The organism is Acinetobacter sp. ABJ_C5_2, from assembly GCF_044538485.1.
GTDB classification, from domain to species: Bacteria; Pseudomonadota; Gammaproteobacteria; order Pseudomonadales; family Moraxellaceae; genus Acinetobacter; species Acinetobacter nosocomialis_A.
In genome coordinates, this window is the sequence record NZ_JBIUCS010000024.1 from 24,561 (window position 1) to 46,760 (window position 22,200).

24 protein-coding genes and 1 rRNA gene are annotated in these 22,200 nt (G+C 39.7%); 19 read left to right on the top strand and 6 right to left on the bottom strand.

Translation table 11 applies throughout. From position 1 onward, the window contains the following. The first annotated feature begins 135 nt into the window (after positions 1–135). Both ACH8JV_RS15490 and ACH8JV_RS15495 read left to right on the top strand, forming a co-directional pair. Entirely contained in the window at positions 136–774 is a 639-nt protein-coding gene (locus ACH8JV_RS15490) for a TetR family transcriptional regulator (protein ID WP_000027529.1), read from the top strand. Positions 775–910: 136 nt separating this feature from the next. Further along, positions 911–1,558 (top strand): TetR/AcrR family transcriptional regulator, encoded by a 648-nt coding sequence (locus ACH8JV_RS15495; protein WP_209834843.1) that lies wholly within the window; start codon positions 911–913, stop codon positions 1,556–1,558. An 81-nt stretch (positions 1,559–1,639) separates the two neighbouring features. On the opposite strand, the gene ACH8JV_RS15500 is transcribed toward ACH8JV_RS15495, so the two are convergent. Further along, on the bottom strand, positions 1,640–2,257 hold the full coding sequence (locus ACH8JV_RS15500; protein WP_263612645.1) for a thiol:disulfide interchange protein DsbA/DsbL: 618 nt from the start codon (positions 2,255–2,257) through the stop codon (positions 1,640–1,642). Between the two features lie 179 nt (positions 2,258–2,436). On the opposite strand from ACH8JV_RS15500, the gene ubiG reads away from it, so the two are divergent. From ubiG to ACH8JV_RS15560, 12 genes are all read left to right on the top strand, one after another. Next, complete coding sequence (gene ubiG, locus ACH8JV_RS15505; RefSeq protein ID WP_263612644.1) at positions 2,437–3,150, top strand: bifunctional 2-polyprenyl-6-hydroxyphenol methylase/3-demethylubiquinol 3-O-methyltransferase UbiG; 714 nt, start codon at positions 2,437–2,439, stop codon at positions 3,148–3,150. After that, positions 3,147–3,848: an HAD-IA family hydrolase gene (locus ACH8JV_RS15510; RefSeq protein ID WP_311086677.1), complete on the top strand. Its 702-nt coding sequence runs from the start codon at positions 3,147–3,149 to the stop codon at positions 3,846–3,848. Before ubiG ends, ACH8JV_RS15510 begins: the two co-directional genes overlap by 4 nt. Positions 3,849–3,913: 65 nt before the next feature. Continuing rightward, positions 3,914–4,660, top strand: a complete 747-nt coding sequence (locus ACH8JV_RS15515) for a YciK family oxidoreductase (protein ID WP_263612642.1) — start codon at positions 3,914–3,916, stop codon at positions 4,658–4,660. Between the two features lie 216 nt (positions 4,661–4,876). Beyond that, a complete protein-coding gene (locus ACH8JV_RS15520) occupies positions 4,877–5,287 on the top strand; it encodes an RcnB family protein (protein ID WP_263612641.1) in 411 nt (136 codons plus the stop codon). A gap of 222 nt (positions 5,288–5,509) precedes the next feature. Beyond that, positions 5,510–5,839, top strand: coding sequence for an RcnB family protein (locus ACH8JV_RS15525; protein WP_396522280.1), 330 nt, complete (start codon positions 5,510–5,512; stop codon positions 5,837–5,839). A 120-nt stretch (positions 5,840–5,959) separates the two neighbouring features. Continuing rightward, on the top strand, positions 5,960–7,315 hold the full coding sequence (argA, locus tag ACH8JV_RS15530; protein WP_396463723.1) for an amino-acid N-acetyltransferase: 1,356 nt from the start codon (positions 5,960–5,962) through the stop codon (positions 7,313–7,315). Between the two features lie 333 nt (positions 7,316–7,648). Beyond that, positions 7,649–8,617: a sulfonate ABC transporter substrate-binding protein gene (locus tag ACH8JV_RS15535; RefSeq protein ID WP_396522263.1), complete on the top strand. Its 969-nt coding sequence runs from the start codon at positions 7,649–7,651 to the stop codon at positions 8,615–8,617. Between the two features lie 70 nt (positions 8,618–8,687). Continuing rightward, positions 8,688–9,671 (top strand): sulfonate ABC transporter substrate-binding protein, encoded by a 984-nt coding sequence (locus ACH8JV_RS15540; RefSeq protein ID WP_396522265.1) that lies wholly within the window; start codon positions 8,688–8,690, stop codon positions 9,669–9,671. A gap of 26 nt (positions 9,672–9,697) precedes the next feature. Beyond that, complete coding sequence (gene ssuD / locus ACH8JV_RS15545) at positions 9,698–10,873, top strand: FMNH2-dependent alkanesulfonate monooxygenase (protein WP_396522267.1); 1,176 nt, start codon at positions 9,698–9,700, stop codon at positions 10,871–10,873. Further along, positions 10,870–11,667, top strand: coding sequence for an aliphatic sulfonate ABC transporter permease SsuC (gene ssuC, locus ACH8JV_RS15550; protein WP_343569893.1), 798 nt, complete (start codon positions 10,870–10,872; stop codon positions 11,665–11,667). Before ssuD ends, ssuC begins: the two co-directional genes overlap by 4 nt. 13 nt (positions 11,668–11,680) lie before the next feature. Further along, complete coding sequence (locus ACH8JV_RS15555) at positions 11,681–12,481, top strand: ABC transporter ATP-binding protein (RefSeq protein ID WP_004706121.1); 801 nt, start codon at positions 11,681–11,683, stop codon at positions 12,479–12,481. 260 nt (positions 12,482–12,741) lie between these two features. Further along, entirely contained in the window at positions 12,742–13,362 is a 621-nt protein-coding gene (locus tag ACH8JV_RS15560) for a TetR/AcrR family transcriptional regulator (RefSeq protein WP_002050490.1), read from the top strand. A gap of 34 nt (positions 13,363–13,396) precedes the next feature. Here the strand turns inward: ACH8JV_RS15560 and ACH8JV_RS15565 are convergent, their stop codons facing one another. Next, positions 13,397–13,963, bottom strand: a complete 567-nt coding sequence (locus ACH8JV_RS15565) for a 5'-nucleosidase (RefSeq protein WP_396522269.1) — start codon at positions 13,961–13,963, stop codon at positions 13,397–13,399. Positions 13,964–14,043: 80 nt separating this feature from the next. Next, positions 14,044–15,177, bottom strand: a complete 1,134-nt coding sequence (locus ACH8JV_RS15570; RefSeq protein WP_396522271.1) for a TDT family transporter — start codon at positions 15,175–15,177, stop codon at positions 14,044–14,046. A 208-nt stretch (positions 15,178–15,385) separates the two neighbouring features. On the opposite strand from ACH8JV_RS15570, the gene ribF reads away from it, so the two are divergent. The 5 genes from ribF to ACH8JV_RS15595 all read left to right on the top strand — a co-directional run bounded on the left by ribF (position 15,386) and on the right by ACH8JV_RS15595 (position 20,968). Further along, a complete protein-coding gene (gene ribF / locus ACH8JV_RS15575; protein ID WP_342063468.1) occupies positions 15,386–16,387 on the top strand; it encodes a bifunctional riboflavin kinase/FAD synthetase in 1,002 nt (333 codons plus the stop codon). Positions 16,388–16,448: 61 nt separating this feature from the next. Beyond that, complete coding sequence (ileS, locus tag ACH8JV_RS15580; RefSeq protein ID WP_396522273.1) at positions 16,449–19,286, top strand: isoleucine--tRNA ligase; 2,838 nt, start codon at positions 16,449–16,451, stop codon at positions 19,284–19,286. After that, complete coding sequence (gene lspA, locus ACH8JV_RS15585) at positions 19,279–19,809, top strand: signal peptidase II (protein ID WP_001133879.1); 531 nt, start codon at positions 19,279–19,281, stop codon at positions 19,807–19,809. Before ileS ends, lspA begins: the two co-directional genes overlap by 8 nt. Position 19,810: 1 nt before the next feature. Next, positions 19,811–20,293, top strand: a complete 483-nt coding sequence (locus ACH8JV_RS15590) for a peptidylprolyl isomerase (protein ID WP_004884037.1) — start codon at positions 19,811–19,813, stop codon at positions 20,291–20,293. A 132-nt stretch (positions 20,294–20,425) separates the two neighbouring features. Further along, positions 20,426–20,968 carry an NADPH-dependent FMN reductase gene (locus ACH8JV_RS15595; RefSeq protein ID WP_004884038.1) on the top strand — a complete coding sequence of 181 codons (543 nt, stop codon included), beginning with the start codon at positions 20,426–20,428 and terminating at the stop codon, positions 20,966–20,968. 43 nt (positions 20,969–21,011) lie between these two features. Here the strand turns inward: ACH8JV_RS15595 and ACH8JV_RS15600 are convergent, their stop codons facing one another. From ACH8JV_RS15600 to rrf, 3 genes are all read right to left on the bottom strand, one after another. Further along, the gene (locus ACH8JV_RS15600) at positions 21,012–21,323 is read right to left on the bottom strand and encodes an ankyrin repeat domain-containing protein (RefSeq protein ID WP_396522276.1); all 312 of its coding nucleotides are present in this window, start codon (positions 21,321–21,323) and stop codon (positions 21,012–21,014) included. A gap of 27 nt (positions 21,324–21,350) precedes the next feature. Beyond that, complete coding sequence (locus ACH8JV_RS15605) at positions 21,351–21,983, bottom strand: hypothetical protein (protein ID WP_114269952.1); 633 nt, start codon at positions 21,981–21,983, stop codon at positions 21,351–21,353. 98 nt (positions 21,984–22,081) lie between these two features. Further along, a 5S ribosomal RNA gene (rrf, locus tag ACH8JV_RS15610) occupies positions 22,082–22,196 on the bottom strand. Between the last annotated feature and the right edge of the window lie 4 nt (positions 22,197–22,200).

A 22,200-nucleotide genomic window follows, 5' to 3' on the forward strand; every position in this document is an offset into this window, starting at 1 on the left:
CACATGTTCGTATAGTGAACATATGTACACTATATTTATAAGTGTTCACTCAGTCAACACTTGTTCACTATTTTTTTTATGAAAGTTTGCTCTTTTTTGTTAGACTTTGGCTCACGGTTTAAATAGGTTTTTTTAATGTCGATACGGGATGAACGAAAACAGCAAAGTCGTCAGGCACTTCTCGATGCAGCCTTGCATCTAAGCACGTCTGGGCGTTCGTTCAGTAGTATCAGTTTGCGTGAAGTTGCACGTGAAGTAGGTTTGGTACCAACAGCGTTCTATCGTCATTTTCAAGACATGGATGAACTCGGTAAAGAACTGGTTGATCAAGTCGCGCTGCATTTAAAAAGCGTTTTGCATCAACTTGGACAAAGTTATTTACAACATAAATCTGCTAAAACTCAAACCAGCATTGAGCTATTTGTGCAGGCAGTGAACCATAGCCCGAAACAGTGGCAATTTATGATTGCTGAACGTTGGGGTGGCTCAGAAACGGTTCGTGCAGCCATTGCCAGAGAAATTGAATTTTTAATTGAAGACTTAACGACAGATCTCACTAAGCTCGAAAATTTTAAACATATTCAAAACCCTCAAGACTTAAATGTCTTATCTACCATTTTGACCAATATGTCATTTACGTGGGCAATGACATGGCTCAACCTAGCCAAACAATATCAAGGTGAGCAACTCAAACAGCAGCAAACTGCCTTTATTGAAAATGCATCTACACAAGTTCGCTTACTGTTTAGAGGCATTGCCAACTGGGAACGGTAAAACTGGCAAATGACAAAAAACAGGTTATGTGTTAATACGTAAAGAGTGAAAGAAAAAGGCTAAAATTTCGAGAAAAGTCTTTTTCTTTTTACAGGAAGTAAACTATTCGTTAGGCCAAACTGGTGCGGGAATACCTATGAATCTTGATCGTCATACACAATTTTTGATGCGCAAAGAAAAAATTCTAAGCGTTGCTGAAAAATTGTTACTAGAAAACAATCAGGAAATTACTCTAGATGAATTAGTGGCCGAGCTAGATATTGCAAAAGGTACGCTTTATAAGCACTTTAGAAGTAAAAATGAACTTCTGCTTGAACTCATTATTCAAAATGAAAAACAAATTTTAGAAATTTCTCAAAAATATAATACCGACTTTAAAGAGTATGCTCCGCGTTACATGCTTCATCATTTGCTCACCCCAGGAAAAACCATTTTATTACATCAACTTGAAGAAAATTTGACCATGACAGAATCTAAGTTGAAGCACCTTTTTGAAGAGCTGTATGAAATCCGTCAGCAACGTATTCTTGCGATTAAAGATATTACCGAAAGTTATTTAAAATCATTAAATTATGACATGTCGATTCGTGACTATTTATCTTATATCTGGTCGCTGACTTATGGCGCATCACTACTTTTAAATTCGACTTACTATCAGCGTTCGATTGGTTCTCGCCAAAAATTGATTAATTTATATATTAATCAGGCATTGTCACTACCTACTCAAACCACCAATTTTGATGCGCTAAATTTCCAGATTGAAGAAGAAAATCATCAAAATTAATTGAATTATTTCGTGATTGTGAAAGTAATTAAATATTAAAAAAGGGCTTCTAATGGAGCCCTTTTTCTAACGCAATCAAAATTATTTTGCTTTACGTTCTTTCTCAATTAAGTAGTTAAGTACTTGAGTAACTTTACCATCTTCACCCTGTACAACATATTTACCATTTACCACTACAGCAGGAACGCCTGTTAATTGGTACTGTTGAGCAAGTTTATTTGACTCGGCAACTTTCGCAGTCACAGCAAATGAGTTGTACGTACTATTAAATTTCTGTTCAGGCACACCATAGCGTGTGAAGAACTTAGCCGCAGAAGCTTGGTCAAAAATCTGCTGACCATTTACCTGAATCGCATGGAATAATGGCAAGTGAGTGCGCTTACGTACACCTAATGCCTCAGATGTATAATAAGTACGTGCCCCCTGTTCCCATACTTTGTTCATAGCGGCTGGTGTACGTACGAAACGTATATCACTCGGCGCCTGTTTTAACCACGCTTGCATATGTGGCTCAAGTTTAAAACAGTGCGGACATCCATACCAAAAGAACTCACGTACTTCGATTTTCCCCGGTACTTCCACTTTGCCTGGATTGGCAATCACGGTGTAGTCTTTACCAGCAACGAAATCTGCTGCCATTGCACTACCCGATACGGCCATAATTGCTGCACTCAAACCACCCAAAACCAATTTTTTCATTGCTACAGCTTTTCCTCTAAGTTGTTATGCATTAGCTTATGCCCTAAATATAAAACAAATATGCTAAATTCGTTTTGCTTCTGTGAAGTTTTTTATTGGGTTTATCGCTTTTTTCCCAATAATCGCTACACTAACGGCGAACTACATCAAAAAGATAACCCAAGTTTAGAGGTGACACCATGTCGCAATTGAATGTTGATTTACAAGAAATCGCAAAATTTGAAGCACTTGCTGCCAAATGGTGGGATCAACATTCTGAATTTCGCCCACTCCATCAAATCAACCCATTACGTTTAAACTGGATTGATGAACGTGTTGGTGGTCTTGCCGGTAAAAAGGTTCTTGATGTTGGCTGTGGTGGCGGTATTTTAGCTGAAAGCATGGCTCGTCGTGGTGCAGACGTACTCGGTATTGATATGGGTGAAGCCCCTTTGGCTGTTGGTCGCTTACATGCTCAACAAGACAATGTTCAAAATATTGAATATCGCCAAATTCCGGTTGAAGAGTTGGCACAAGAACAAGCTGGTCAATACGATGTGGTCACTTGCATGGAAATGATGGAACACGTTCCAGACCCAGCATCTATTGTTAAAGCATGTCAGGCTTTGGTTAAACCGGGTGGTCATGTGTTCTTCTCGACCATTAACCGTAATCCAAAATCTTATTTGTTCGCCATTATTGGTGCTGAATACGTGCTACGCATGCTTCCAAAAGGTACGCATGATTATCACAAGTTCATTCGCCCTTCAGAAATGGCACATGACATTCGTAATGCAGGCCTAACGTTAAAAGAAATGACGGGCTTACACTACAACCCTATTACAAAACGTTATTGGTTAGCACCAAATGTTGATGTTAACTATATGGTTCATACAGTAAAGACAGGTGCATGATGAAAGCTGTTTTATTTGATTTAGACGGCACTCTCATCGACACGGCTGCCGACTTTATCCGTATTATTCAACAAATGTGCCGTGATGAAAGACGTCCTGTGGTAGAAGCAGATCTCATCCGCACTCAGGTTTCTGAAGGTGCACGTGCGATGGTCAAATTGGTCTATCCAGAACTGGATGTGACCAACCCAATTTTCTTGGCGCATCGCCAAAACTTTTTAGATATTTATGGCAATAATATTGTCGTCGATACAGACCTGTTTGAAGGCATGTATCCGCTTTTAGAAGAGTTAGAAGCTCAGCAAATTCCGTGGGGTATTGTGACCAATAAACCACGCGGTTTAAGTGAGTCATTATTAGAGAAATTAAACTTAACTGAGCGCTGCGCGGTATTGGTGTGTCCAGAGGATGTTTCTAAAACTAAGCCTGACCCGGAACCGATGTATTTGGCTGCAAAACAGTTAAATATTCCAGCAGATGAAATTATTTATGTGGGTGACCACCCTCGTGATATTGATGCTGGTCGCAATGCAAATATGTATACCATCTTGGCAGCATACGGTTATTTACCTATTGAACATCGTGACGATCTAGCCGCTTGGCAAGCTGATTCGATTGTAAATACGGTGACAGAATTACACGAGATGTTACGTCAAAAGCTTCCTGCTCTACAGGAAAATCAGCGTATGATAGGTTAACACAAGAGTTTTACAGGCTTTTTTAACGGTTATTTATATCAATATAAAAAGAAGGAGGTTTACCAATGAAATATTCAGAATATCAACCTCGTCCAGATCTACTCAAAGATCGCATTATTTTAATCACCGGTGCAGGTGATGGAATTGGGCGAGCTGCGGCCCTCAGTTATGCTTTACACGGTGCAACTGTGGTTTTGCATGGTAGAACCTTAAATAAACTTGAAGTAATTTATGACGAAATTGAAGGTTTAGGCGCCCCTCAGCCTGCAATTTTACCGCTCCAGCTTTCGAGTGCTTCTGATCGTGATTATGACTTTTTAGTGAGTACACTTGAAAAGCAATTTGGACGTCTAGATGGCATTTTGCATAATGCCGGTATTTTAGGTGACCGAGTAGAACTCGCCCATTATCCAGCAGAGGTATGGGATGATGTGATGTCAGTAAATTTACGTGCGCCTTTTGCCCTGACTCAAGCACTACTTCCGCTTTTGCAAAAATCAGATAACGCTTCTGTTGTATTTACCAGCTCTGGCGTAGGTCGCGAAGCGCGTGCACTCTGGGGCGCGTATTCAGTGTCTAAAGTCGCGATTGAAGCTGTGAGCAAGATTTTTGCAGCTGAGCATACTTATCCAAATATTCGCTTTAACTGCATTAACCCAGGTGCAACACGTACAGCAATGCGTGCAAAAGCTTATCCTGAAGAAGATCCAAAAACATTACCAACACCAGAGTCAATCATGCCGGCTTATCTTTATTTAATGGGTGAAGATAGCCTGTCGCTCAATGGTCAAAGTATTGATGCACAGGATTAAATAACTATAGATGAAAAGCTAAAATAAATTACGGCCAATCATCACATCTGGCTTGGCTATACCTGAAAAGATATATACAAGCCTTTTTTATTATTGATAAAACACTGGATTTATCCGTAATTTTAATTGAAGCATTAAATGATCTTCACAGTTTCTCTGCATTTTGCGCGTACAGTATTCAACATGAGAGACATCAGATGTAAACGAGGATGCATCATGAAAAAGTTGTTCACCATCTTAGCCCTTAGCATCACTGTACTGACCACCAGTATGGCAAGCTTTGCTGATCCTCCATTTGACCGAGGACATGGCCAGAAAGGGCCTAAAGGTGGGCCTCGTGGTGAATGGAATGATCGTGGGCATAAATATGACCGTGACGATGATGAAGATCGTTTTCGCGATGAGCGCCGTATGCGTGAAGAACGCGGTTTTGAGCGTCTAAAACAACATCGCTGGCAGCCAGGTTATGTCATGCCACAGCATTATCGCGGCAATGGCTATAAGGTCGACTATAGAGACAGTAACTTACCTAAACCAGACCGTAACCAGCAATGGTATAAAATTAACAATGACTATATTTTAGTCGACACAGACTCTAACAGTATTGTTAGCATTCGTGGTTTATAAAACTGATAGCTCCTCACTATCAGTTAATAAAAAGGATAAAGCCAATCGGTTTTATCCTTTTTTTATTTTTATATCAATAAGATATTAAAAACTTATATATTCTAAATTTCTTCTTATTTGATAGATATTTTTCACATTTATTGTTCTTAGCCTTCACGATTTATCTGTAATTTTTCACTAACCTTCAATTATCGAAATTTAATTGATCATTCGAGGTTCATGATGAAAAAACTAACAACAGCAATTGTTCTTTCAATGAGTGGTTTAATCGCAACAACAGCGATGGCTGCACCAAATGATCATGACCATCATGGTAACTACCGAAACCATGACGTCAGACCAGTCAAAGTCATTCACAAAGACGACCATCGCAATGACTGGCGAGCAGGTCAAGTTGTACCCCGTGAATATCAGCACCCACGTTATGCAGTTGACTACCGCTCACACCAAAAACTGACAAAGCCAGGGCGTTTTCAAAAATGGTATAAAGTGAATGGTAACTATGTACTGGTAAATGAACAAAGCCATAAAATCATTAAAGTGATTCGTTAATTTAACAAAACATCAAACACCCAAATCTAATTTGGGTGTTTTTCTATCTAAAACATGCGACTTTAAGCTTTTTTGTTTAGAATCATCTTTATATCTTTTTGCTGTTGATTCGAGATCGGTATGCCAACTAAGTCTTTAGAGAAATCACATAATAACACCCAACATTATGTACATTGGTTCCGACATTCAGCACCTTATATTAATGCCCATCGCGATAAAACTTTTGTATTAATGTTTGGCGGTGAAGCCGTCCGCGATCCTAATTTCGAACATATTATTCATGATATTGCTTTATTGCATTCACTTGGTATTCGCTTAATTTTAGTCCATGGCGCACGTCCACAAATAAATCAAAATCTAAAAGATAAAGGTATCGAAACTCCTTTTTATGACAACAGCCGTATTACCACGCGTGAATCATTAAGCTGTGTCATGAGTGCTGTCGGGTCTATTCGCTTAGAAATCGAAGCACTGTTATCTATGGGGTTGGCTAACTCTCCAATGTACGGCGCTCGAATAGATGTTGTATCAGGTAATTTCGTAACAGCTAAACCTTATGGTATTCGTGATGGCATGGATTTTCAGCTTACAGGTGAAGTTCGTTCCATAGATACCGACGCGATTGAGCGTCATCTTGATAACGATAATATTATTTTACTTGGCCCGACGGGTTACTCAACCACAGGTGAAGTATTTAATTTAAGAGCTGAAGAAGTAGCAACGAAAACTGCAACCTATTTAAAAGCAGACAAATTAATCTTTTTAGGTGAACAACAAGGTTTGCTTAATGAAGAAGGACAATTATTGCGTGAATTGAGTCCGCATCAACTTGACTACTATATTCAACAATACCAAGCCAGTAGCCCCACCCTAACCCTACATTTACAAGAAGCAAAAAAAGCTTCTCTATCGGGTGTACATCGTGTTCATTTGATTTCATATGCCTATGATGGCGCACTCATTGAAGAACTGTTCACACGTGATGGTGTGGGTACCATGATTACCGATGCGCATTATGAAGAAGTTCGTATGGCGCATATTCAAGATGTCGGCGGCTTAATGAACCTATTACGCCCGTTAGAAGAAGAAGGCATTTTGGTGTATCGCTCACGTGAACGTTTAGAGCAGGAAATTAGTCAGTTTGCGGTTATTGAACGAGACGGTATGATTTTGGCCTGTGCTGCTCTTTATCCAATTCCTACTGAATTTAATGAAACTCGTTCGGCAGAAATTGCTTGTGTAGCAGTACACCCAAGTTATCGCAAATCCAACCGTGGTAGCCAAATTCTGCAATTCCTGGAGGAAAAGGCCAAACAACAAGGCATTCGTCAATTATTTGTTTTAACAACACGAACTGCACACTGGTTTTTAGAACATGGCTTTCACCAAGTTACTGTGGATGAACTACCAAATGCCCGTCAGGCACTTTATAACTACCAAAGAAATTCTTTAGTCTTTAAAAAACTGCTTCCCTAGGCTTTGCATTTTTTAAGATATTCTTATTTCAGATAAGCTTAGTCCAAAAAGTACAACCATAAATACGATTAATATATGGTTGTACTTTTTTTAAATCTTTAAATTTTATTCTTTTAATATTTTTCATTTTATTTACAAAAACTTAAACACTATTTTTTAAATATTATTCTGTTTAATAAATCATTTTTTTGCATAAGTTTATCGCCGAATGTTTTTAGCTTTTTTTTGCATAAATAAAGACTGAATACTTATTTTTTATGAAATAAAAATCCCTTTAGGGTATCTGCTCATCCAATTATTTTTCTTTTTCTCTTTCGGGGAGCACGAAACCACATGGCACTTTTTAATTCCACTTCATGGGCAAAATATTCAGTCATTGCTGCCAGCCTTGCGGGAGTGATGATGCTAGGTGGTTGTGCCAAAAAAGAGGAACACACCACCACAACTTTAAATATTGGATATCAGAAATATGGCATCCTTCCTATTTTAAAAGCACGTGGTGACTTGGAAAAAGCACTCAAAGATCAAGGCGTACAAGTGAAATGGGTTGAGTTTCCTGCGGGACCTCAATTACTTGAAGGTCTAAATGTCGGAAGCGTTTCATTGGGTGAGGCAGGTGAAGCACCACCTATTTTTGCTCAAGCAGCCAATCCAAATTTAGTCTATGTTGCAAACCAACCTGCTGCACCAAAAGCAGAAGCGTTATTGGTACAAAAAGACTCTCCTATTCACTCTATTCAAGATTTAAAAGGCAAACGTGTCGCACTGAATAAAGGTTCGAATGTTCACTACCTTTTATTGAAAGTTCTAGAAGCAAATCACTTGAGCTTAAGTGATATTCAACCTGTTTATTTACCTCCATCAGACGCACGTGCTGCCTTTGAAAAAGGCGCTGTCGATGCGTGGGTGATTTGGGACCCGTTCTTTGCAGCAGCTGAACATCAAATTCAAGCTCGCGTTTTAGCAACAGGTGAAAACTTGGTAAGCAATCATCAGTTCTACTTAGCTGATCGTAAATTTGCAGAAAGTAATCCAAAAGTACTCAACACTGTTGTGCAGACACTCAACCAAACAACCCAATGGGTCAGCACGCATCAAGATGAAGCGGCCAAGCTACTCGAAAAACCTACCGCACTTGAATTTGATGTACTCAAAACTTCTATTTCGCGAATGGGTTTTGGTGTTCAGCCAATATCTGACAAGGTAGCCCAAGAACAACAATATGTAGCCGATGCCTTTTATGCGCAAAAGCTCATTCCAAACAAGCTCACCATTCAAGATGCCATTTTAAAACTGAAATAAACCCAGCTTGGCACAGTTTAAATAACGATATAAACGCTGTGCTTTGCCTTAAGGGAACAAGGATATCAATATGCAACATCAATCATTATTTAATAAGGGTCAGTGGGCCCAATTAGTTAAGCGCTTTAGCGCAGTCGCTGTCTTAGGTTTAACAATTGCAGCGCCTGCTTGGGCAATTGACCCAACAGTGAAAGAACTTCGTATCGGTTTTCAAAAAAGTTCGATTAACTTCGCGATTGCCAAACAGCAAAAATTATTTGAACAAGAATTTCCAAATGCAAAAATCACTTGGAATGAGTTCCCCGCTGGTCCTCAAATTTTAGAAGCCTTGGCTGTTGGCTCACTCGATGTTGGAGTCACAGGAGACACACCGCCAGTCTATGCTCAAGCAGCTGGCAAGCCTTTATATTACATTGCTTATGAAGCAGCTAAGCCATTGGCATCAGCAATTTTAGTTCCTAAAAACTCACAGCTCACCCAGCTTAAAGACCTTAAAGGCAAACGCATTGCGTTGCAAAAAGGTTCCAGTTCACATTACTTGCTCGTACAGGCTGTGCGTAAAGCGGGCTTAAAATGGAGCGACATTACGCCCATTTGGCTCACACCTGCCGATGCTCGCGCTGCATTCCAAAAAGGTGCTGTTGATGCATGGGCAATTTGGGACCCTTACTACGCTTCAGCACAACTAGAAGACCAAGCTCGTGTACTTGCTTCAGGTAAAGGTTTAAGCCCGAACTATACCTTTTATTTAGCCGCTCCAAATTTTGTTAAGCAATATCCAAAAGCTGTTCCTGAACTCATCAAACAAATCAATCAAGCCGACAAATGGGTTCAAACCCACCAAGCCGAAACTGCAAGTGTGATTGGCCAAAGTACAGGCCTAAAACCTGCAACCAGCGACTTATTTATTAAACGTCGTCCACGTCCATCAGCAGCAGCTCCGCTGAACAGCAAAGTGATTGCTGAGCAGCAGCAACTTGCAGACATCTTTACTCAACAAGGCATCATTCCAAAACCAATCAGCATTAAACAAGCTGTTTGGGGTGCCAAGTAATTTCAATAGACATATAGGTAATGCACATGAAAATTTTCTGGTTTATTCCTACCCACGGTGATAGTCGCTATTTAGGTACAAGTAAAGGCGCTCGTCAGGTTGACCATGCCTATATGAAGCAAATTGCTGTGGCAGTAGATAACTTGGGTTACGAAGGTGTACTTATTCCAACGGGCCGTTCATGTGAAGACCCATGGATTACGGCGGCTAGCCTTATGGATGCAACTCAGCACCTTAAGTTTTTAGTTGCGTTACGTCCGGGGGTAACCACACCAGCTTTAGCTGCACGTATGGCTGCAACATTTGACCGCCTATCGAATGGTCGTGTGTTACTCAACTTGGTGACAGGTGGCGATGAAGCAGAACTACGCGGTGACGGTTTATATGAAGATCACTCAACGCGTTACCAAACTGCCAATGAATACGTAAAAATCTGGCGTGAAATTTTGACGCGTTCACATACAGGTGAAGCTTTTACATTCCACGGTGAACGTTTACAAGTAGATGATGCAAAACTACTTTACCCACCTGTCCAAAAGCCTTACCCACCACTTTGGTTTGGCGGTTCTTCAGACGTCGCTGTCGACCTTGCAGCTGAGCAAGTGGACACTTACCTCACTTGGGGTGAACCACCAGCAGCCGTGAAAGAAAAGATCGAGCATGTTCGTGCCAAAGCTGAGGCTAAGGGCCGTAAATTAACTTATGGCATTCGCTTGCATGTCATTGTTCGCGAAACCAACGAACAAGCATGGGCAGCAGCGAACGAGCTTATTCAATATCTCGACGATGCAACTATTGCTGCAGCACAGAAAAAATTTGCCCAAATGGACTCCGTAGGCCAACAACGTATGGCCGCGCTACACGGCGGTAACCGAGACAAGCTAGAAGTCTCTCCAAACCTTTGGGCAGGTATTGGTTTAGTCCGTGGTGGTGCAGGTACAGCGCTTGTAGGTGACCCAGAAACAGTTGCTGCTCGTATTCAGGAGTATGCAGACCTTGGCATTGATACCTTCATTTTCTCAGGCTATCCACACCTTGAAGAGTCTATCCGCTTTGCAGAGTTAGTATTCCCATTATTACCAATTGAGACCCGAGCTAAACTTGCTCAGCCAAACTTAACTGGTCCATTCGGTGAGATTATTGCCAACAACTATGTTCCAGACGAGAAGAAGCAAAATAGTTCCGTCAAGGAGCCTGCATGAGTAAAGATACAACTATTGTTTCACGTGGAACAAGACAAATCGGGCAGCGTTTGCTGCCTTGGATTTTCCCAATTGTTCTATTGGTTATCTGGCAAATTGCCTCAAGTTCGGGTCTTTTAGAAAACCGTATTTTGCCAGCCCCGACTGCTGTCGTTTCCGCTTTCTGGCATCTTCTCGTTAGTGGCGAATTATGGCATCACGTTAAGGTAAGTGCTGGTCGTGCACTGCTTGGGCTTCTAATAGGCGGTGGTTTAGGTTTGCTATTAGGTCTGCTCAATGGGTCTTCGCGTTTCGCCTCTACCCTGCTCGATACGACCTTGCAAATGATTCGTAATATTCCGGCTCTTGCACTTATTCCGCTTGTGATTTTGTGGTTTGGTATTGATGAAACAGCAAAATTATTCTTAGTAGCAGTTGGTGTTTTCTTCCCTATTTATATCAACACCTATCACGGTATTCGTTCAGTTGACCCTCAATTGATTGAGATGGGTAAAAGCTATGGCCTTTCCCGTTGGCAGCTTTACAAAGAAATTATTCTACCTGGTGCGATGCCTTCTATTTTAGTCGGTTTACGTTTTGCGTTAGGTTTGGTTTGGGTATTACTCATTGTAGCCGAAACTATCTCAGCACAAGCTGGCATTGGTTATATGACCATGAATGCACGAGAGTTTTTGCAAACAGATGTAGTTCTGGTCGGTATTCTTCTTTATGCCCTATTAGGTAAGTTAGCCGATGTTTTAGCACAAATTTTGGAACGCTATTTACTACGTTGGCACGCTGGTTATCAAAAATAAGGGAGCTTAAAATATGACAAATCTGAATTTAAATATTAATCAGAATGACGTAGAGCTCATTCCAGAAAATCATCCAGAGTCACAAGAGCCTGTAGTAGGTGCAGAGATTCTGATTGAACAGCTTTATAAATTTTATGGTGAGGTGAAGGTTCTTGAAGATCTTAACCTGCATATTCAACCGGGCGAATTTTTAGCGATCGTAGGTCGTAGTGGCTGCGGTAAAAGTACCTTATTACGCTTAATTGCCCAACTTGAAAAAGCAAGTTTTGGTGAGATCAAGTTTAAATCTGCCCGACATTTACGTGAAGGAATTACTAACGATGACATTCGGGTTATGTTCCAAGACCCCCGCCTACTTCCTTGGCGAAATATTCTTCAAAACGTTCAACTTGGACTACCAAAATCACAACATGCTTTAGCAGAAGAATTACTGGAAAAAGTGGGCCTCAAAGAAAAATCGGGACAATGGCCTTCACAGCTCTCAGGTGGTCAACGTCAGCGTACAGCCTTAGCCCGTGCGTTATCGCATACTCCACGTATTTTACTGTTAGATGAGCCGTTAGGTGCATTAGACGCGCTCACCCGTCTTGAGATGCAAAGCTTGATTGAACGTTTATGGAAAGAGCAAGGTTTTACTGCCATTTTGGTCACACACGATGTGAGTGAAGCAGTGCAGTTGGCCGACCGTATTATCCTATTAGATAAGGGTCAAATTGCTCAAAGTTTCCAAGTGAATTTGCCACGTCCGCGGAAAAAGAGCATAACTTTTGCCCAGCTTGAACAACAAGTACTCGACGCAGTCTTAGCAACTTAAGGTTAAGATGAGTAATGAGAACCATTCAACTGAAAAATGCCCAATTAACGAGCAATAAAACTGATGATTTATTGCTCTTTTTTAGGGCGAAGATCAAAAAATATTTTTAAGAATAACAATAAACTAGTGAATCTCTCTATTTTTTGCACAATAGTATATCTATTGCTCAAATAACTATCCGTTTTTTCACTAAAAAAGTGAGACACCTGTGCACAAATCAAACGATTTACCTTACAATGGGAACACTATCTTTTTAATTTATGCAGCAAATGGAACAAAAGAAGAGTACTCAAAAGCGCAATCAGCTTCTTGCTGCCGCCCTTGATGTGTTTTCACTATATGGGTTTAGTGGTGCAAGTCTGGATGAAATTGCCCAACTCGCTGACATGCATAAGTCGAATATTTTCTATTACTATGAAAATAAAGAGTCTTTATATGTGGAAGTGCTGACCACAGTTTTACAAAAATGGCTTGCTCCCTTACAAACTTTAGAAGCTGAGTTAGAACCAGCCGAAGCTTTGTCTCACTATTTAATACAAAAAATCGAACTTTCTCGTAGCCAACCAAAGGCTTCGCGATTATTTGCTTTGGAAATTATCCAAGGGGCTCCGCACATTTTGCCTATACTGAAAGGGCCTTTGAAAAAGCTATTTAAGCGCAAAGCTAAAGTCATTCAGACTTGGCAAGAAGAAGGGAAAATTTCTCCAGATATCGATCCTGAGCTGTTAATACTCAATATTTGGGGCCTTACGCAAAACTATGCCGATTTTGCCACTCAAATGGAAATGGTGACTGGTAAAACACTTCGTAACCGCAGTATGTTCCAGCGCTCAATTGAGCATACGGTGCATATGATGCTCTACGGCGTATTACCTCGCTAAAATAAAAAAGATCGGCAAATTTGCCGATCTTTTTTTAGAAATGATTTTGATAAAGAGCCAAGAGTTTTTGCGCACCCAATAATAAATTTTCTTCCCAATCTAAATGGGCAGTATCATCTGCACCATCAGTAATATATTTCACCGAAATTAAACGTACACCTAGCTTGTGGCAAACTTTGGCTAAGGCATACCCTTCCATATCCACCACATCACACGCGACTTTCGGCTGACCCGTTTCAAATGAGTCCCCTGTCCCGCATATCCCTTTTGGTAAATCAGCAAAATGTGTTTGAAGATGAATTTCAGCTGGCAAGTGATCATCTAACGGCGTTACACCTACTTCAAACCCTAAGGGTGAAACATCCATATCACGTTGTACAAAAGTTTTCACCTCGACTAAATCATGTCGATTAAATGCAGAGCTTCCAGCTGTACCCAGATTAATTAAAGTTTTACAGCCAGTTTTTTGAATAACCTCAAATGCTTTAAAGGCAGCATTAATCTTACCAATACCACTGTAATGGACTTCAATACCTGCTTGCTCAAATAAACCTTTAGATTCATTAGGAAGTGCCATAATTAAAGCAATATCTTTGTTCATTCAAAAAGGCTCAATTCAAGATTAATAAATTAGAAAATAAGTATAAATCAGGTGCAAAAGCTTTTTGCACCTTTTCATCATTACTGCATTTTTTGTTGTAAGGCGATTAAACATGGAGAGAAGAACAGTTGCCCACTATAGGCTCCGGCTAAGGTTTTCTTCATTACAACGCTCCACATCACTAATAATAAAACACTGAGTGCCACCGCAACATACTGTAAAAATACAACTTCAACCTGATGCCCTAAATTAAATAAAGCCAGAATAAACACACCTAGTGGAAAGGTTAAGCCCCACCATCCCAAGTTAAATGGAATACCTGTCTTTGCATGACGAAGCGTTGTTAATATCGCAAGACCTAGCCACCATAACCCAAAGCCTAACAGTACTAGACTACCCACAACGCCTAATGCTTGAAATACATTGGCAAACTGGTCAAATCCTACATTTGGTGCCACTCTTTTTGCCTGTTCACCTAGCAACAACAGACCTAAAGCACCTGTTCCAATTGGACCTAAAGATAACCAGCTAGAAATTGCGACTTCTTTTTCCGGTAACTGATGCAAAGCCATACGCAACATTAAAATTGTTAAAATAGCGAATGCAGGTAAAACAGAAATCCCCCAGAGTACATACCCCGCTAACAATAATTGAAAGCTATGCAAATCTGCTGGTAAATGTGCAACTAACATGCCCGCAGAACTTGCTGCTACTTCACATGCAACCACAGGTAAAAGCCAGATTGCAGTCATGGTATGTAGCTGATGGTTCTGACGGCTAAACATACAAAACGGCACAATCCAAGCAATTGCTAGCGCTAAAAAGACATCGACGTACCATAAAGCTTGAGCGATATGAACTGCCACTTCACCATAAAGCCCGACACCGAAGCTTAAAAAGCCATTTAATATGGTTGCGAGCCCCATTGGAATAGCGCCTAAAAACAAGCTCATATTTGGATGATTAAATACTTGCTTAGCTTCATGAGGGAAAAGAAACCACCGCAATAAATAAAGACCTGAAAAAACACTAAATAGAACAATATTGAATTGCCATAACAGTGTAGCCAGCATAAATAAAAATGATTTGGCAAATGAAAGCTGAATTAAAATCATACTGACCACACCAGTACCCATAGTTGCTGTAAACCAATTTGGGGTAAAATGCCGTATAACATCTTTACTTTGATTTAATTGGTAAAAGGGTCTTTTCATCTTGAGTCTCTAGTCAAAGAGTGGATGAAGCTATAGTAGGATAAATTAATAATAAGAAAAATTGATTTATTTTTATTTAATTCATCAATTTTTTAGATATAAAAGATATTCGTATTGAAAAATACCTGAGTAAAAACACAACAACAAGACGAATCTGTGAGATTATGGCAATATATAGCCCTTGCAAAAATAGCCATATTTTAAGTTCATGAAACTGCTTCGTCTTAATGCGTTATCGCCCAATTTCCAGTTGCCGCAAACAGCGGTAACTATTGGTAATTTTGATGGTGTCCATTTAGGTCACCAAGCGATGATTGCTCAACTCAAAAAAATTGCTGCAGCACAAGGCTTAAAAACATTGGTCATGATTTTTGAGCCACAACCACTTGAGTTCTTCAAAGGCTACGATGCCCCACCTCGTATTAACTCATTACGGGAAAAAGTTGAATATCTAGCTGAACTTGGGGTTGATTACATTGCGGTTGCCAAATTTGACCAGCATTTCCGTAGCATGAGCGCATCACAATTCGCAGATTTATTAAAAGACAAATTAAATGCGCAGGCTTTGGTTTTAGGAGATGACTTTCATTTCGGCAAAGACCGTCAAGGCAACAGCGAATTTTTAAGAAATTACGGCTTTCAAGTCACAAATTTACATACAATTGAACTCGAAGGTGAACGCGTCAGTTCAACTCGTATTCGCCAAGTGCTTCAAGTGGGTAATCTCGCTTTAGCAGCTAAATTATTAGGCCGTCCATACAGTATTACTGGACGAGTTCAATATGGCGACCAAATTGGACGAACTTTAGATTTTCCAACGATTAATGTCCGTCTCAACCGCCATAAGCCTTGTTTAAATGGTATTTATGGCGTTGAAGTCATTTGCGAAACAACTTCGCTAACTCAAAAAGTGCTTCAGGACTCGCCTGAAAAACCGGGAATTGCCGGATATCATGAAAATAGCCTTTATGGTGCAGGTCATGTCGGTACTCGCCCAGCCATTCAGCAAGAGCATCCCGAGTGGAGATTAGAAGTACATTTCCCTGATGTTTCTGCTAATCTGTATGGCTTATTTATGCGGGTGACTTTTCTTCACTATCTTCATGGTGAATTGAACTACCCTTCGCTTGAGGCACTTAAGGCAGGAATTGATAATGACGTGCAACAATTACGACAATATCGTAAAGACACGACACAATTTCCTTTTTAATTCGAATTTTGATTGTAAAACATGTCGGCTCCCAAGCTGATTAAACTGGAAGACAACTTGCATGAGCGATAAGCAAACTACTGAAAATGCAGTGGACTACAAAGCCACGCTAAACCTGCCGGATACTGAATTTGCAATGAAAGCAAATTTGGCAGTACGTGAAGTGAAATGGTTAGAAGAGTGGTATACCGACAACATTTATCAGCAGATTCGTGCATCGCGTATTGGCAAGAAAAAATATATTTTGCATGATGGTCCTCCATATGCGAACGGTACAATTCACTTGGGCCATGCGGTTAACAAAGTACTCAAAGACGTCATCGTAAAAAGCCGTACTTTGGCAGGTTTCGATGCGCCCTATGTTCCGGGTTGGGACTGTCATGGCTTGCCAATCGAACTAAAAGTTGAAGAAAAAGTAGGTAAAGTAGGCGAAAAAGTTGACGCAGCGACTTTCCGTAAACTCTGCCGTGAATATGCGCTAAAACAAATTGATTTACAGCGTGCTGACTTTAAACGTCTTGGTGTTTTAGGTGATTGGGATAATCCTTACCTCACCATGAACTACAAACAAGAAGCCGATATCGTTCGTGCTTTAGGTTTAATCCAAAAAAATGGTCATATCCAGCCGGGCTTAAAGCCAGTGAACTGGTGTATGGACTGTGGTTCAGCACTTGCTGAAGCTGAAGTTGAATACGAAGATAAAAAATCTGACGCAATTGACGTTGGTTTTGGCGTTGTAGATTTAAAAGACTTAAGCGCTCGTGTAAATGTAGACGTTCAAGATCCAACGGATATCGTGATCTGGACCACTACTCCTTGGACATTACCAGCGAACCAAGCAGTTGCATTACATGCCGAAATTGAATATCAATTGGTACAAGTAACAACTGAGCGTGGTAAGCAAAACTTTATTCTTGCTAAAGACTTAGTTGCTTCTGCAATTGAGCGTTACAAGCTTGAAAACCCAGTTGTTTTAGCTGACTTTACTGGTTCAGCTCTTGAAAACCTTACTTTACAACACCCTTTACTTACCGATCGCCAAGTTCCGGTTATTTTGGGTGAACACGTTATCGCAACAAGCGGTACAGGTGCTGTACACACTGCGCCTGGCCACGGTGCAGACGACTATAAAGTAGGTATTCAATACAACCTTAAAGTTGAAAACCCAGTGGGTGGTAACGGGGTTTACTTACCAACCGCACCAATCTTTGCTGGTGAGCACATCTATAAAGCCAATCCAAAGATTATTGAAGCTTTAGGTGCTGTAGGCCGCTTATGGGCTCATCAACCGATTAAACACAGCTACCCACACTGCTGGCGCCATAAAACTCCTATTATTTTCCGTGCTACACCACAATGGTTTATCAGCATGGATCAAAAAGGTTTACGTGAAGGTGCGCTTAACGCCATTGAAAAAGATATCGAATTTGTACCGAACTGGGGTAAAAACCGTATTGAATCAATGATTGAAGGTCGTCCGGACTGGTGTATCTCACGTCAACGTACTTGGGGTGTACCAATTCCATTCTTCGTTCATAAAGATACGAATGAATTACACCCTCGTACGCCTGAACTGATCGAAGAAGTTGCTAAACTTATCGAACAAGAAGGTATCGATGCATGGTTTAACCGTGAAGCCAAAGACTTCATTGGTGAAGATGCTGAACAGTACAATGCGGTTCGCGATACGCTTGATGTATGGTTTGACTCTGGTACAACGCATTACTCTGTACTTGAGCAACGTGAAGAATTAGAAAGCCCTGCTGACTTATATTTAGAAGGTTCAGACCAACACCGTGGCTGGTTCCAATCTTCTTTATTAACGTCTATGGCAATTCATAATCGTGCGCCATACAAAGCCTTGTTAACACATGGTTTCACAGTGGATGAAAATGGCCGTAAATTATCGAAATCTTTAGGCAACTATATTCCACTTGAAGAAATCATCAAACAACTTGGTGCCGACGGTTTACGTTTATATGTAGCGTCTAGTGACTATCGCTATGAAATTGCAGCATCTAAAGAAATCTTTAGCCGCGTAAGTGATAGCTACCGTCGTATTCGTAATACGCTACGATTCTTGCTTGCGAACCTAAATGGTTTCAAACCAAGTACAGATGCTTTAGCAGTAGATGACCTCATCGCGCTTGATCAATACATCTTGCAACGTGCGAACGAAGTACAACAAACCATTATCACTGCATATGAAGAAATGAACTTCCATGTCGTGTGTAGTGCGTTAACAAGCTTCTGTATTAATGACTTAGGTGGTTTCTATCTAGACATCATCAAAGACCGTCAATACACCACTAAGGCTGACTCACAAGCACGTCGTTCTGCACAAACAGCGCTTTACCATATCGTACAAGCATTTGTTCGCTGGATGAGTCCTATTCTAAGCTTCACAGCTCAAGAAGCGTGGCCACTTATTCCAGAACAAACTGAGAAGTATGTATTTACAGCTGAATGGTATGACTTACCTGTTTCATCAAAAGCAAACTTGCTTTCTGAAGCAGACTGGCAAACATTGATTAGCGTAAAATCTGCAGTAAATAAACAGATTGAAGCAGCTCGTAACGCTAAACTTGTCGGTAGTAATCTTTCAGCCAAAGTTGAACTTTGGGCAAATGAATCATTACAAACAGTTTTAAACCAACTGGCTGATGAACTCCGTTTTGTTCTTATTACTTCGCAAGTAGTAGTACATCCATTTGCTGAACAAGGTGAAGTAACTGAAATGGAAGGCTTACGTGTACAAGTATCTGCAGCTGAAGGTGAAAAATGTGCACGTTGCTGGCATGTCCTTCCTGATGTAAATACACACGCCGATCATCCTGGTTTATGTGGTCGTTGTATTGTGAACGTCACTGGTCGTGGCGAAGTGAGAAAATATGCCTAATTCACAAGCTAAAAAAGGCTTATTCCAGTTTTATCCGCACAACCTCATTTGGCTTGGACTTTCTGTCCTTGCCATTGTTTTGGATCAATGGACAAAATGGATTGCAAGTACACATCTGAACTATGCAGATCCTGTACCTGTGCTTCCATTTTTAAACTGGACACTATTACATAACTATGGTGCAGCCTTTAGCTTTTTATCTGATGCGGGGGGATGGCAACGCTATTTCTTCACATCTTTGGCAGGCTTAGTTTCAATACTTTTTGTATTTTGGTTGCTGCGTATGCCTAAAAAAATGGTGGTGCTACCTGTAGCTATCGCTTTAATTTTAGGTGGAGCACTCGGTAATCTAATTGACCGTATTACTTTAGGGTATGTGGTCGATTTCATTCATGTTTATTACCAAAATCATCACTTTCCAGCTTTTAATATTGCGGACAGTGCCATTACTCTAGGTACCATTTTGCTACTCATCGATACATTCTTCCTTGAGAAGCAAAGACCTAAAAATTCGGATGCATAATATGACCGAAATTATTCAACCTAATGAAGAAATTCGTATTACTGACGGTTCTAAAGTTGACCTACACTTTTCTGTTGCTCTTGAAAATGGCGTAGAAATTGACAATACACGTAGCCGTGAAGAACCTGTTAGCTTGACTATTGGCGACGGTAACTTGTTACCAGGTTTTGAGAAAGCCTTATTCGGCTTACGTGCAGGTGATCGACGTACTGTACATCTTCCACCAGAAGATGCTTTTGGTCCTTGGAACCCTGAAAATATACAAACTTTTGATACGGTTAAATTCGAACAACGACCTATTCCTGGTCACATGATCGAGTTTGAAGATAAAGCAAAAGCAACTTTATTTGGTGTCGTGAAGTCAGTGAATGATGATATTACTGAAATTGATTTCAACCACCCTTTAGCTGGCAAAAATATTACTTTTGAAGTAGAGATATTCAAAGTAACTCCAGCTGGCCAGCAAGGCATTAAGTTGATGTAAAAAAAGCCCTCGATTGAGGGCTTTTTTATTATTTAACTTTTATGCATGACATAAGAATCCTTACAAATTCTATATTCTCACATCCTATGTAATGAATTAAGTTATAAAGATAAAAATCCTTAGGAAAAATATATGCTGGTCTATATCATCGTAGGAAGTGTTCGTGAAGGACGCACAGCTATTAAAATTGCCAATTGGTTAGAAACAGCAATTCCATCATTTAATCTAGAAGATTTTCAGACAGAAGTAATTGATTTAAAAGAGTGGAATTTACCGTTATTTTCAGGCTCTCACCCACCTGCAACAGGTATTTATGATCAACCAAAACAACAAGAATGGGCAGATAAAATTGCCAAAGCTGATGCATTTATCTTTATTAGCCCAGAATACAACCATGGCTACAGTCCAGCTTTAAAAAATGCACTCGATTATGTAGGTAAAGAATGGAGTGGCAAACCAGCCGCATTTATTGGTTATGGCTCAACAAATGGCTCTCGCTCTATTAGCCAAATACGTCAAGTCACCTCCAGTTTAAGTATTGTTGACCCAAATGCTGTAATAGAAATACGAGATATCTTTAAACGTAATAAAGATGAAAAGTTCGAAGCCAATGAATTTGAAGTAAAAGGACTTCAATCAATTGTTGAAAAGCTACAAAAATATCATTTGTCTTAAATTGAAAAAAAGCCTCTTTTCCAATAAAAGGGGCTTTTTAATGTTATAAATTTTTTAAATAATTCACTACGTCTTTATTACCAGCCATTTCTGCTAACTGTAATGCTGTGTATTCGCTTTTATAAGTGATATAAGCACCTTTTTCAACCAAGAGTTTCACTATCTCTAAATGATCATTCTCAGCTGCTGCTTGTAAAGCACTATAGCCTTCCTCATCTATCTGATTAGGATCCTCTCCATCTATTAATAATTGTTTTACTTGATCTAAATCACCTAAAGATGCCCAATAGATCAACTCTGGAAGAGAAAGTTCTTCATTATCTTCAGGTAATTGAGAGAATGAGTTGAATTTCATAGTTTTCTCTTTAAAAATTTTTTTGAGTTAATAGTCTTCAACGAGAAATTCTCCTTTAGATTCACCAATAAGAAATTGCACAATATTATCACGAGTTTCTAAAACCCATACACCTGTAAACTCTGGTGTACGTATAACAGTAAAATACAACTTAAGAAGTTCACGAATAGAGCTTATACTTTTCTGCACTACTGAAGCAAAGTTTTCCCATTCTTTATTATTTGCCCAAGGATTATCAGCATGTAAATATTTACCTAATCGATCATATAACTTAATAAATTGATTCATATCAAAAAAATTCTCTCTTTTTCTATCAAAATGCCAACTTCCATCTGGTAATTTTTTAGCAGGTAATAAAGGTATTGGATAAAAATCAGAATTTATCTCACTTAATGCTTTTAAAATTGAACTAGCTTTATAATCTTTTGTATAGTCAGGATTCTTATTGGCTTGAGCACGATATTCTTGATATTTAATTTTATTTGGCGCTATGGAAGCCAAAGCCAATATTTCTAAAGCTTTACGCATATGTAATATTGAAGATTCTAAATCTAATACATCTCTAATTTCAAAGTAAGAGTTTATAAGAACTTCACATTTATTTAATCGAAATAATGCCTCATTCACCTTATCTGCATAAATTTTTTGTAAATCTTTCATTTTTAAATCTATATAAAATTAAAATAATACAATAAGTCTAATTATCACGCATAAAGCAACACCCCAATCTCTTTTGAGATTGGGGTGTTAGAATAATGAGCTGGCGATGACTTACTCTCACATGGGTAACCCCACACTACCATCAGCGCTAAGAGGTTTCACTTCTGAGTTCGGGAAGGGATCAGGTGGTTCACTCTTGCTATGGTCGCCAGCACAA

Coding starts and splice junctions, on each gene's coding strand:
- ACH8JV_RS15600 (WP_396522276.1), bottom strand. CDS start 21,323: ATGAAATTCAACTCATTCTCTCAATTACCTGAAGATAATGAAGAACTT.
- ACH8JV_RS15560 (WP_002050490.1), top strand. CDS start 12,742: ATGCAGCAAATGGAACAAAAGAAGAGTACTCAAAAGCGCAATCAGCTT.
- ACH8JV_RS15495 (WP_209834843.1), top strand. CDS start 911: ATGAATCTTGATCGTCATACACAATTTTTGATGCGCAAAGAAAAAATT.
- ssuD (WP_396522267.1), top strand. CDS start 9,698: ATGAAAATTTTCTGGTTTATTCCTACCCACGGTGATAGTCGCTATTTA.
- ileS (WP_396522273.1), top strand. CDS start 16,449: ATGAGCGATAAGCAAACTACTGAAAATGCAGTGGACTACAAAGCCACG.
- ACH8JV_RS15595 (WP_004884038.1), top strand. CDS start 20,426: ATGCTGGTCTATATCATCGTAGGAAGTGTTCGTGAAGGACGCACAGCT.
- ACH8JV_RS15590 (WP_004884037.1), top strand. CDS start 19,811: ATGACCGAAATTATTCAACCTAATGAAGAAATTCGTATTACTGACGGT.
- ACH8JV_RS15570 (WP_396522271.1), bottom strand. CDS start 15,177: ATGAAAAGACCCTTTTACCAATTAAATCAAAGTAAAGATGTTATACGG.
- ACH8JV_RS15535 (WP_396522263.1), top strand. CDS start 7,649: ATGGCACTTTTTAATTCCACTTCATGGGCAAAATATTCAGTCATTGCT.
- ubiG (WP_263612644.1), top strand. CDS start 2,437: ATGTCGCAATTGAATGTTGATTTACAAGAAATCGCAAAATTTGAAGCA.
- ribF (WP_342063468.1), top strand. CDS start 15,386: ATGAAACTGCTTCGTCTTAATGCGTTATCGCCCAATTTCCAGTTGCCG.
- argA (WP_396463723.1), top strand. CDS start 5,960: ATGCCAACTAAGTCTTTAGAGAAATCACATAATAACACCCAACATTAT.
- ACH8JV_RS15510 (WP_311086677.1), top strand. CDS start 3,147: ATGATGAAAGCTGTTTTATTTGATTTAGACGGCACTCTCATCGACACG.
- ACH8JV_RS15565 (WP_396522269.1), bottom strand. CDS start 13,963: ATGAACAAAGATATTGCTTTAATTATGGCACTTCCTAATGAATCTAAA.
- ACH8JV_RS15520 (WP_263612641.1), top strand. CDS start 4,877: ATGAAAAAGTTGTTCACCATCTTAGCCCTTAGCATCACTGTACTGACC.
- ACH8JV_RS15525 (WP_396522280.1), top strand. CDS start 5,510: ATGAAAAAACTAACAACAGCAATTGTTCTTTCAATGAGTGGTTTAATC.
- ACH8JV_RS15540 (WP_396522265.1), top strand. CDS start 8,688: ATGCAACATCAATCATTATTTAATAAGGGTCAGTGGGCCCAATTAGTT.
- ACH8JV_RS15490 (WP_000027529.1), top strand. CDS start 136: ATGTCGATACGGGATGAACGAAAACAGCAAAGTCGTCAGGCACTTCTC.
- ACH8JV_RS15605 (WP_114269952.1), bottom strand. CDS start 21,983: ATGAAAGATTTACAAAAAATTTATGCAGATAAGGTGAATGAGGCATTA.
- ACH8JV_RS15555 (WP_004706121.1), top strand. CDS start 11,681: ATGACAAATCTGAATTTAAATATTAATCAGAATGACGTAGAGCTCATT.
- ACH8JV_RS15515 (WP_263612642.1), top strand. CDS start 3,914: ATGAAATATTCAGAATATCAACCTCGTCCAGATCTACTCAAAGATCGC.
- ACH8JV_RS15500 (WP_263612645.1), bottom strand. CDS start 2,257: ATGAAAAAATTGGTTTTGGGTGGTTTGAGTGCAGCAATTATGGCCGTA.
- lspA (WP_001133879.1), top strand. CDS start 19,279: ATGCCTAATTCACAAGCTAAAAAAGGCTTATTCCAGTTTTATCCGCAC.
- ssuC (WP_343569893.1), top strand. CDS start 10,870: ATGAGTAAAGATACAACTATTGTTTCACGTGGAACAAGACAAATCGGG.